The organism is Mucilaginibacter sp. CAU 1740 (assembly GCF_039839285.1).
In the GTDB taxonomy this organism is placed as follows: Bacteria; Bacteroidota; Bacteroidia; order Sphingobacteriales; family Sphingobacteriaceae; genus Mucilaginibacter.
In genome coordinates, this window is record NZ_JBDOQS010000007.1 from 1 (window position 1) to 12,157 (window position 12,157).

Annotated in this window: 7 protein-coding genes and 1 tRNA gene; all 8 read left to right on the top strand. The window is 44.5% G+C overall.

All coding sequences use genetic code 11. The features are described from left to right. The first annotated feature begins 1,197 nt into the window (after positions 1-1,197). Positions 1,198-4,329: a TonB-dependent receptor gene (locus AAFN85_RS15935; protein ID WP_347528594.1), complete on the top strand. Its 3,132-nt coding sequence runs from the start codon at positions 1,198-1,200 to the stop codon at positions 4,327-4,329. 14 nt (positions 4,330-4,343) lie between these two features. Continuing rightward, the gene (locus AAFN85_RS15940) at positions 4,344-5,699 is read left to right on the top strand and encodes a RagB/SusD family nutrient uptake outer membrane protein (RefSeq protein WP_347528595.1); all 1,356 of its coding nucleotides are present in this window, start codon (positions 4,344-4,346) and stop codon (positions 5,697-5,699) included. 10 nt (positions 5,700-5,709) lie between these two features. Next, positions 5,710-5,779 (top strand) — tRNA-Phe (locus AAFN85_RS15945). 34 nt (positions 5,780-5,813) lie between these two features. Beyond that, positions 5,814-7,175 carry a DoxX family protein gene (locus AAFN85_RS15950; protein ID WP_347528596.1) on the top strand — a complete coding sequence of 454 codons (1,362 nt, stop codon included), beginning with the start codon at positions 5,814-5,816 and terminating at the stop codon, positions 7,173-7,175. 25 nt (positions 7,176-7,200) lie between these two features. Continuing rightward, the gene (locus tag AAFN85_RS15955) at positions 7,201-8,814 is read left to right on the top strand and encodes a hypothetical protein (protein ID WP_347528597.1); all 1,614 of its coding nucleotides are present in this window, start codon (positions 7,201-7,203) and stop codon (positions 8,812-8,814) included. A 14-nt stretch (positions 8,815-8,828) separates the two neighbouring features. Continuing rightward, entirely contained in the window at positions 8,829-10,274 is a 1,446-nt protein-coding gene (locus AAFN85_RS15960) for an NAD(P)/FAD-dependent oxidoreductase (protein WP_347528598.1), read from the top strand. A gap of 30 nt (positions 10,275-10,304) precedes the next feature. Further along, positions 10,305-11,561, top strand: a complete 1,257-nt coding sequence (locus AAFN85_RS15965; protein ID WP_347528599.1) for a putative sulfate exporter family transporter — start codon at positions 10,305-10,307, stop codon at positions 11,559-11,561. An 11-nt stretch (positions 11,562-11,572) separates the two neighbouring features. Beyond that, positions 11,573-12,157, top strand: coding sequence for a cytochrome c (locus AAFN85_RS15970; protein WP_347528600.1), 585 nt, complete (start codon positions 11,573-11,575; stop codon positions 12,155-12,157).

Genomic DNA, 12,157 nt, shown 5'->3' on the forward strand with positions numbered 1-12,157 from the left:
GCCGATGGTACTGCGGTAAAACGTGGGAGAGTAGGTCGGTGCCGATCTTTATCGCCTTAAATGGTGTAACAAATGCAAAGCCTTAGTCAACAACTAAGGCTTTTTGCGTTTACATACTTTTCCGAAGCCTTGCATGACGTATAGATTAAGCACGCAAAGGCGCTAAGACGCAAAGTTTTTTTTTGCAGATAGTTCACGAGGGTTAAACTCGCAAGGGTGGCTAAGGCGCTAAGAACTAATCTCTCCCATCTTCATTGCGAGGCACGAAGCAATCCCAAACTGTACAGGGCGGGCCTGCTAATCTTTTCCCAAACCTCTCTTAAGGAAGTCAAGTTTGCTAAATCTTCCCTTTGTCAAGAGTACAATCAATCGCAAACTATACAGAAAAAACATGCTCAGTTACTCCGTTAATCAGGAGAATATTAATCGATATGGTTACAGTGTTGGTAGTATTTAATAATATTATTTATTTTTTGTGGTCTATTTCTTTTTTATTCATTCAATAAGTCTAATTATTTATAATATCTTATTCAAATTCACTTAAAAAGCTATTTATACTTCTATAATTGTCCCTGCTTTACAGAGAATCAATATCCAATATACGGTACTTCATGCAATGGACAGAAAATAATAATGCTGTTTCCCTGAATTCAGCAAAAAGACCCAAGCTTTATTTAAACTTGATAAAGCCTAAAATCTAAATTTGATAGGTGAGGATGCTGAGAATATAAAATGCAGTGTAACTACGTGTAACAATTGTAACAAATACAATATAAAGTCTATGGATTTGGTAGTTTATTTGAAAAGCTTTATGTTTGTCGCCGTACTATTAAAAAAACAAGAGTGATGAACACTTCTTTTACCACCACCACAGTACTTCCAGAACAGGCACAGCAAATGCGCACAGCTCCAAACGCATGTATTTGCTGTTGTTGTAAATAACACTATTTATTTGTTGAAAATGATTATAGCGGGTACCTACCGGCCCTGCATCACTATGAAAAATGCGATTTAAATTTTAAGGCACTTAACACAGCATATGAACTAAAAAATACCCCTAACTGATAAAAAAATACCCGGCAAGGAAGCCTTACCGGGTTTGGCAATGACAAACCAGCAACGTAACGCCAATCACTCCGCCGGTTTGCATCTGAGCTAAAGTAAACGCATTGATCATTTATTTTAACCTCGTTAAATATGGAAATATTTATCCGTAAAAACACAACTGTACTTTTTAAATATATTTTCCTGCTCCTGTTTTTTTTGCCCTTTGCAGCAGCAGCCCAGCAGGAGCCACCGGCAACAGTTAACTCAATTTTAAAAGGCCGCGTATTTGATGCCGCTACCAAAGATGTTTTACCTGGTGCTGTAGTATCTATCAAAGGCACTACCCACGCTGTATCAACCAGTGCCGAAGGTCGCTTTGATTTTGTAACCGGCCAAAAATTCCCTTACACCTTAATAATCCGTTTTATTGGCTATGAGCAGCAGGAAATTGTAGTTAATGGTAGCCCCATCGAAATTTTCCTGAAACCGATCCCGCAACAACTGAATGATGTGGTGGTAGTAGGTTATGGTACTAGAACCCGTAAAGACCTGATCAGCTCTGTATCAACCGTAAAAGGTGATGATGTAAAGAAAACTCCCGTAGCCAGTTTCGATGCACAACTACAAGGTAAAGCTTCGGGTGTGCAGATCAACTCAAACACCGGCGTACCGGGCGATGGTGTGTTTATTCGCGTACGTGGTACTACATCTATTAATGCCAGCAATGATCCGCTTTATATAGTTGATGGTGTGTTTTTAAATAACACCAGTCTGCAAACGGTTAACACCGGTGGCAGGGCAACATCACCAATTGCTGATATCAACCCAGACGATATTGAAAATATTGAAGTATTGAAAGATGCCAGTGCTACAGCTATTTATGGTTCACGCGGTGCAAATGGCGTTGTAATAGTGACCACCAAACGCGGTAATTACAACAGCCGACCAAAAGTTAATTTCAACGTATCGCAAGGTTTGGCCTGGCAACCGAAGGATAAGTTATGGAAGTTAACCACCGGCCCGCAACATGCCGAAATTGTAAATGAGTTTTACCGTAACTCGGAAGCAGATGCTACCGCCGCAGGTAATGCAGCCGGAATGAACACCTACAAATACGTGCCGTTCCGTGCAGCTGATGATAACCCAACCGCTTCGCCTGCACCAAGGGGCTTACCATCTGATCAAAAAACTTATGACCGTTTGGGCGAGTTGTTCCGTACCGGCTTGTTGTCTAATTATGATCTCTCTTTAGAGGGTGGTTCGAAAGATACCAAATACTACATCGGCGCAGGTTACACCAAGCAGCAGGCTGATATCAAACCGATAGATTTTAGCCGCTTAGGCTTTAAAGTAAACCTTGATCAGCGTATAAGCGATAGGGTACAGGTGGGTACAAGTAACAGCATTTCGCGTTCGTACCGTAACCAGGCCCGTGCGGGTGATGGCCCTGCGGGCGGTTTGTTCCAGTCGGCGTTACATACACCAACCTATTTGCCCGAAACAAATCCCGATGGTACTCCTGCCCGTTACGCAGGCTTTGATAACCTGCAGGTACTCATCGATAATTATAACGTACACACCACAAGTCTTCGCTATATAGGCAACGTTTATGCTGATGTAGAAATATTGAAAGGCTTAAAATTCCGCTCAAGCTGGAGTGTTGATTATAACAACTACAACGAATCTGAATATTGGAATGATAAAACACAATTAGGCGCATCGCCAACCAACGGCCTTGCAACATCAGCTATCACACAGAGCACAGCCTGGATCAATGAGCAAACTTTAAATTATCACCACCTTTTTGGCGATAAACATACGTTGGACGTTGTGGCTGGTAATACACTGCAAAGCAATATCATTGCGCTTACATCGGCACAGGGAACAGGCTTTCCTAATAATGCTTATACTGATATCTCATCAGCATCAACCCGTACAGCCAACCAAACCTGGACAAAGGCTAACTTATCGTCATACTTCTCCCGTATTTCATACAACTACGCCAGTAAGTATTACCTGGAGTTAAGCGCAAGGGCAGATGGTTCGTCAAAATTTGGTACGAATAATAAATGGGGATACTTTCCTTCTATAGGTGCTTCATGGCGCGCTAAAGAAGAGAGTTTTTTAAGGGATCTAAATTCCATCAGCGATCTTAAACTGCGCGCCAGCTATGGTGTTACCGGTAACCAGGCAGGCATCAACAACTTTGCCGCGCAAGGCCTATGGAGCGGTGGAGCAGGCTATCCTGATAACACTACAGGCGGTGATAAAGCAGGTACGGCACCGCAACAGCTTGCCAATCCAAACCTAAAATGGGAGCGTACCGCGCAGGCTAACGTTGGTTTTGATTTAGGTTTATTGAATAACCGTCTTAACTTATCTGTCGATCTGTATTCGAAACAAACAAGTGACGTGTTATTGCAATTGCCTGTTCCGGAGATCACTGGCTACAGCTCGTACTACAGCAACGTAGGTAAAATAAGCAACAAAGGTTATGAGGTAAGTATCAACTCAACCAATATCAAAACTAAGGATCTTACCTGGAGCACCAGTTTCAATATCTCGGGCAACGTAAATAAGATCAAATCGTTACCGGTACCTATCAACCAGTACAGCCGCGATTGGATCAGGATGCAGCAGGGCTATTCGATGTTCTCGTTCTGGATGTATAAACAATTGGGCGTAGATCCGCAAACAGGTAACGCCATATTTGAAGACGTGAACAAAGACGGCGTGATCAACACCGCCGACAGGCAAATTGTTGGCAATGCATTACCGAAATACTTTGGTGGCTTAAGCAATACCATTACTTATAAAGGCTTTGATGCCAGCTTCCTGTTCAGCTTTGAAGAAGGCAATAAAGTGTTGAATCTTAACCGTTTCTTCGGCGAAGGCGGAGGTACCCGCGATGCTAACCGCGTAATATTTGCCAGTCAGCTTAACAGGTGGCAAAAACCGGGCGATATTACCGATGTGCCGCGCTTAACCGCCTATGGCAATAACTATACGTTGGAACAAAACAGCCGCTTTTTGGAAGATGGCTCATTTATCCGTCTAAAATCATTAACGCTTGGTTATACGCTGCCTAAGTCGCTCACACAAAAGATCGATATCCAATCACTTCGCTTCTATGTAGTAGGCACCAACCTGCTGCTATTCACCAAATACACCGGTCCGGATCCGGAATCTAATGTAGGTGGCGGACAGGATGTACAGGGTATTGACCTGGGTACACCACCACAGCCGCGTTCAGTTCAGTTAGGTGTAAATATTACTTTATAAGGAGGATAACGATCATGAAACTATTTAAAACTATAAAATATACTATCCCCGTTTTATCACTTGTAGCGATGGCTTCCTGCAAAAAGTTTTTGGATGTGCAGCCTAAAGATTCGGTATCAGATTCGCAAACTATTGTCGACAGGGCATCGGCCGAAACCGCCGTGCGTGGTATTTACAGGGCTTTATCTGCCGATAATTACTACGGTGTAAACTTTGTTTCGGTAGGTTATTTATCCGGCGATAATGTGCAATGGACGGGTTCACAATCTATCGTACAACAATTTATCGATCATAATGTAAAGGCTGATAACGCTACTGTTTCAGGCATTTGGCTGGCTATTTATACCACCATAAACCGTGCAAATTATGTAATTGCTAAACTTCCGGGTGTTACTGATGCCACGCTTACTACTGCCGAAAAGAACCAGTTACTGGGTGAAGCTTACTTTATTAGGGCGTTATGTTACTTTGATTTGGCCCGCACCTGGGGCGGTGTACAAATTGTGACCACGCCAACCATATCGGCCACAGATAAAAACGGCATTAAACGCAGCTCGCTTGAACAAACTTATGCCCAAGTGCTAAGTGACCTGAACGCCGCCGAGCCTTTATTGCCGCTACCAACAACACAAAACCCGGTAAGGGCAAACAAAGAAACAGTTTACGCTTTAAAAGCGAGGTACTATCTATATCAAAAAGACTGGACCAACGCCGAAAGCTATGCCACACTTGTATTGGGCGATACTCAAAACTATACCTTACTAAAGCCATATAGTGCATGGTTTGCCAATAATGCGGTTGGTACTAAAGAATCTGTTTTTGAATTGGCTTATAGCGCTACCTACACCAATGGTCACCGCGGGCAATGGCAACCGCCTGCCAATAGCGGTACCCGCCAATGGGCTCCAAACGCGGCATTTTTAGCTCTGGTTAACGATGCTACAATAGGTGGAAACCGGAGTGCTTTGGTGGCTAAAACATCGGCTGGTTTATGGTATGGTAACCTGTACTACCGCAGCCCGGCTACCGATCCGGCTTATATTATCAGGATAGCTGAAGAGTATTTAATTCGTGCCGAGGCCCGCGCCCAGTTAAATAAGCTTGATGTCGCCGCGGCAGATCTGAATACCGTGCGTGACCGTGCTGGTTTAACAGCAACAACAGCTACTTCGCAGGCTGATATCTTACTGGCTATTGAAAATGAACGCCGTATCGAGTTTGCTTTAGAGGGCCATCGCTGGTTTGATCTGGTGCGCACCGGCAGGGCTGCGGCTGTGTTGGGTGTAACAGATGTTAACAAGCTGGTATTGCCTATCCCGGTTGATCAGTTGAATGTTGATCCGGCGCTAACGCAAAATCCTGGTTATTAATAAGGAATAAAGCCGGGTGACTGAGTGGGGAGGTAAAGGTTGAAAAACTTTGTAGGGCGGTTCGAATCTGCCCCCGGCGTCTTCTAAAAAGAAATCAATTTAAAAACATAAAAAATGAGCACATTAACCACCAACCAAACCAAATGGAAGGAATATGAAAAGGCAGCTTTTCGTTTCTTCTTCATTTACTTTGTGCTGCAGGCCCTTCCGTTAGATTGGAAGTACTTCAGCAACCTGTTCCGCATTCAATGGGGCAGCCTGAGCTTTGGCGATATTTTTTACATCAGCCGCTACACGCCGCAATTTATATCGGGCAGCAGCACACCAGACACCTGGGGCATAGGCACCCTGGCCGATTGGGCGCTGATAGCAGTGATTGCTTTAATCGGCGCTATTGTATGGAGCTTACGCGATAAAAAGAGTGATAACTACAATAAGCTTTATTACTGGCTTCGGGTGATATTGCGTTACCGCTTGGCCATTGGCATTATCGCTTACGGCTTTATCAAATTTTTCCCGTTGCAATCGCCGCTGCCATCTATCAGCAACTTGAATACATCATACGGTGATTTTAACCGTTGGAAGTTGTTTTCGTTAAGCTTAGGTATTGTGCCGGGTTATGAATCGTTTTTGGGTTTGGTAGAGATAATTGTTGGCGTGTTATTACTTTTCCGCAAAACAACAACTTTTGGGGCGGTGATTATCCTGGTGTTTACAGGCAACGTGTTCATCTCCAATATCGCTTACGATGGCGGCGAAGCCCTTTATGCGCTTTATCTCATCAGCATAGCTCTGTTCTTAACCACTTATGATGCTTTGCGCATTTACAACCTGGTTGCTTTGCGCAAACCAACAGCGCCCAACACGGTGAAAATATCTTTAAGTGGCCAATGGCGTACATCGCGTTTGGTGTTGAAAAGCCTGTTCATTTTCTTTTTTGTTTTCCTGTACGGATATAAAACCTATGCAGCTTATCATCACGATATCTACCAATATCCAAAAGCTAAAGGCTTAGCCGGAGCAGCGGGTTTATACAACGTGAGCGATTTCAGGATCAACAGCAAACAGTTGCCATACTCGCAAACCGATAGCTCGCGCTGGAATGATGTTGTTTTTGAAAAATGGAATACCATCAGCATTGGCTCATTAAAAAGGTTTAAAGCTGATACATCTGTTACCGAAGAGATCAGCAGGAATAATGACGACCGTAAGTATGAGCTTGATGGCACAACCGGTCGTGCTTATTACAGTTATGTGGCCGATACGGTTAAGCATGTTTTGCTGCTTAAAAACAGGAACAGCAACTACAAGGCCGATCAGTTTTCGCTTAACTACACCCGATCTGCAAACGGTGCCATCACCCTGACAGGTGTTGATCATAACCGTGATTCTGTATACGCGCAGTTGGATAAGGTAAACAAAAAATATCTGTTGCAACAGGCCGCCCATGGCAGGAACAAAGCATTAAAACTTTAAACGTACTCCTTCAAACATATTTATCATGGCAACAACCGTAATAACTCCGGAGGCAGGCGAGATCAGCGAGACCTCGCCAAATAAGAAACAGCAGGCTGCACCTGTAAAGGAGCAACCCACCCACAAAGAATGGACTGCTACCCAGCGTGTGGCTTTCCGTATCGCATTCATCTTTTTCATCATTATGTGTATCCCGGTAACGGGCGAATGGTGGAATAACCTGGTGACCATCAACTGGTTCCATCTGCATTACCGCGATCTGTATGATATAGCGCGGTTTTCGCCAAGCATTTACAAATTTCAAAACCCTGCATATAACTTGTTAGGCTATATCGATTGGGTTGAAGCGCTTGTTATTGGTATTGTAGGCGGCCTTATCTGGACGGCTATCGACAATAAGAACAAGCAATATCATAACCTGTATTACTGGCTGCGCGTGGTGGTGCGGTACAGGGCAGGTATAGGCATAATCGGGTTCGGCTTTACAAAGCTGTTCCCGGTTCAAATGCCTTATCCATCGTTGGGTGTATTGAACGCCCATTTTGGCGATCTTACCGCCCAAAAAATCTACTGGCTTTCGGTAGGTATTGTACCATGGTACCAGGTATTTGCAGGTGTTGTGGAACTGGCCGCGGGCACCATGCTCTTCTTCCGCAAAACCACCACTTTTGGCGCTATTTTGCTGTTAGGGGCTTTGGGCGATATCACTTATGTAAACTTTGCCTATGATGGCGGAGTGCACGTTTATGCCTCGTACTTTGTGCTGTTTTCAGCATTTTTATTATGGTATGATGCTGTGCCGGTTTATAACCTGATAGTTAAAGAACGCTTTACTGTACCGCCGGTACTGATCCCGGTTTTTACCCAAAAATGGTTGAGGGTTACTCGCATCGTTTTAAAAACGGGGACCATAGGGATTTTCCTGGTTTGGCTGTATTATTTGCAGTATATAAATTTTAAATATGATCCTTACAAACAGCCGGGTACCAGCGGTGTGAAACAGTTGCGCGGTAATTATAACGTAAGCGAGTTTAAACTGAATGGACAGGATATCCCTTATTCGCCGTTGGATTCGGTGAGATGGCAGGGCGTTACGTTCGAAAAATGGTCGTCGTTAACCTTTAACGTTAACAAACCATTAAATCTTGATCTATCAAACGGTGGCGGTTCGCCAATGCGCGATATCAACCGTAACTTCGAGCTTACTGGCGTGGCTGGTGGTAAAAGGGTATTTTATTACGATGCCGATACCGTGAATAAAGTGCTTTATTTACAAGATAAATTGCCAGAACAGAGCAAGCGTAAAGGTAAACGCGGAGGCCGTGGCGGCGATAAAGGAAGCAATAATAAAATTGCCAAATCATTTATACCGGCCGAAGCACAGAAAAATATCCGTAACGAGGTAACGGCTATAGACCCTGCGGCACAATCAACCCGCCGCGAACGTGGTGTACCCGAGGAGTTAAAAGATAAACGCAAACGGGCGCATATGATACTAAATTATACGGCCGATGCAACGGGATCACACATTGTGCTTACCGGTAAAGACGACAAGAAAAATGATGTGTATATTGTGCTTGACCGCGTGAACCGCCAATACGCGCTTACCGATAGCAAATTGGTTGCGGGCAAATACTAAAAACAGATACCTATATGAAACCGGAAAAACGTGATTATGATGCAGTAATAGTAGGCTCAGGGCCAAACGGCCTTGCCGCGGCCATATTATTGCAGCAACACGGGCTTTCGGTTTTATTACTGGAAGGCAAGGACAAAATTGGCGGCGGTCTGCGTACCGAAGAGCTTACCCTGCCGGGCTTTAAACATGATGTTTGCTCAGCCATTCATCCGCTGGCGGCCGGTTCACCCTTTTTTGAGATTTTGCCTTTGGAGCAATTCGGCTTAGAATATATCTACCCGGAAGTTGCCGCGGCACATCCGCTTGATAACGGCACCGCCGCGGTGCTCAAAAAATCGATCATCGAAACAGCAGACGGATTGGGTGCCGATAGGGATGCCTATATCAAGTTAATGGCTCACATAGTAAAATCATGGCCGGGTTTGGCGGCAGATGTTTTAGGCCCGCTTACCTTCCCGAAACACCCGGTTGATCTGGCGATTTTCGGACTGGATGCTTTGACATCGTCAATCCATTTGGCCAAACGTTTTAAAACCGAAGACGCCAAGGGTCTTTTGGCCGGGATGGCAGCGCACAGCATTCAACCTTTAACCAATTTAACTACCTCGGCTATTGCTTTGGTGCTGATGGCCAATGGACATTTGAAAGGTTGGCCGGTACCTAAAGGTGGTTCGATAAAAATAGCTGATGCTTTGGCTGCATATTTTGTATCGATAGGAGGTAAGATAGAAGTTAATACCTATATCACCGCTTTTGATCAATTGCCATCTGCTAAAGCTGTTCTGTTTGATATCACACCGAAACAATTACTTCAAATTGCCGGGCATAAGTTTTCATCATTGTACAAATGGCAATTGGAGCGCTATCGATATGGTATGGGGGTTTTTAAGGTAGATTGGGCGCTGGATGAAGCAATTCCATTTACCGCAGAAGGAGCGAGGCTGGCTGGAACAGTACATATTGGCGGCACACTACGCGAAATAGCCTTCGGCGAGCAGCAGATCTGGGATGGTCAGCACTCCGAAAAGCCTTTTGTACTGGTTGCGCAGCAAAGTATTTTCGATAGTACCCGTGCGCCAGAAGGCAAGCATACAGGATGGGCTTACTGCCATGTACCCAATGGATCGAACAAGGATATGACTGAAATTATCGAAAAACAGGTAGAACGTTTTGCCCCGGGTTTTAGGGATCGCATCATCGGCAGGCATACTTTCAATACCCGCCAGCTGGAAAACTATAACCCCAATTACATTGGTGGGGATATTAACGGCGGGGTTATCGATATCGGCCAGCTGTTTACGCGGCCGGTATTGCGGCGCTCGCCTTACCGTACTTCGGCAAAGGGTATTTATATCTGTTCGTCATCAACGCCGCCGGGAGGCGGGGTACATGGCATGTGCGGCTATCATTCGGCTAAACGCGCACTAAAAGATGTGTTTAACATCAGTATAAAATCATAACAAATTATCACTTCATAAAAACTACTAATTATGTCAACCACCACTACTAAACTAACCCTGCACGAAGATTGGGCAGTAGTTATTTTAGGTTCCCTGATCATTATCCTGTCGCTGGCAGGCCTGCTTTTACCTGTACCAACTTTCGGCTGGAAAACCGGAGCCGATTTAACCGGTACCGTACTTGGTTCTACAAACCTGGTTAAAATACTTTTACAATTTGTTTTTGTAGCTATTATCGGAGGTATCGGTGCTTTAATTACCGGTAAATCGATAAAAAATTACGCGCTTGGTTTTCCCCTGGTTTATATCGTTACCATACTGGCGCTTGTGTTGGCGGGCAGCAGCCAGGCCAAATCACTTAACCTTGAGGCTGTAATTTTTAGCCTGGTTTTAGGTTTACTGATCAGCAATTTCATAAAACTGCCCGAGTGGTTAAAGTCGTCACTATCAACCGAACTGTTTGTAAAAATAGGTTTAGTGCTTTTAGGTACCAGCGTTATTTTTGGCGATATTTTAAAAGCAGGCTCATTAGGTTTGATCCAGGCTTTATTGGTGGTGACATCGGTGTGGTACTTTGCTTATTGGGTTTGTAAAAAACTCAAAGTTGACGACGAGATAGCCATGATGATCTCAAGCGCCGTATCTATCTGCGGGGTATCGGCAGCCATAGCTACAGCCGGAGCTATTAAAGGTGATTCGAAAAAATTATCCTACGTGATCTCAATGGTATTGATCACGGCCATCCCCATGATGATCTTTATGCCGATCATCGCCCATTACTTTAAATTTTCGCAGGCGGTTACAGGTGCCTGGTTGGGTGGTAGTATCGATACCACCGGTGCAGTTGTAGCCTCGGGTTCGTTAGTTGGCGAAACTGCTTTGAAGATCAGTACCATCGTTAAATTTTCGCAAAACGTATTGCTTGGTTTAGCGGCCTTTGCTATCTCTATTTACTGGACGTACACCAAGCATCCATCGGCAAAAGATAAAGACACCAAACCAACACTTAAAGTGATCTGGGAGCGTTTCCCGAAATTTGTACTGGGTTTTATCGGTGCATCGCTGCTGTTTTCATTCTTCCTGCCGCCATCGGCAGCTGCTACGGTAAAAGATAGTTTGAAAAATTTACAGGGACTTTGGTTCGCGCTGGCTTTTACCAGCATTGGGTTGGAAACCAACTTTGCCGATCTGTTTAATGAAAATAGCAAAAAGCCTTTGTACGCGTTTCTGATAGCGCAAACCTTTAATATTTTCATTACGCTGGCCATAGCGCTGGTATTGTTTTAACAGGTTTTATTATGCTGAAAAAGTTAAAGCTAAGGCGAAGCCATGCCCTTATTTTCGGGTTGATCATCATTATTGGGATGGTGATCTGGCTTTGGCTGCCTGTTAAGGGGGAGCCGAAATGGCCAAAAACTTTCGGCTATGGTAAAACGGCTACTCAGCGGGAAATTGGCAAACTGGATATTGATGTACGCCCCGATGGCAAAGGTTTGCCCGCAGGTAGCGGCAACATTACAGAGGGGGCCGTGATCTATACCAATAAATGTGCGGCCTGCCACGCCGCTGATGGTAAGGAGATAAAAGGTGTTAAACTACCCGGTCCACCGTTGGTAATTGGCGGCGGCAAAACCAAAACTATAGGTAATTACTGGCCATATGCCACTACCTTATTTGATTATGTGCGCAGGGCTATGCCTTACAATGCCCCCGGTTCGCTTACTGATGATGAAGTGTATAGCCTTTGCGCCTGGCTGCTTAATCAAAACAAAATTATTGCAGCAAACCAGGTAATGAATGCGCATACACTTCCGCAGGTAAAAATGCCGGCGCAGAAACTTTTTATTGTTGACGACCGCAAAGGCGGCCCTGAAGTAAAATAA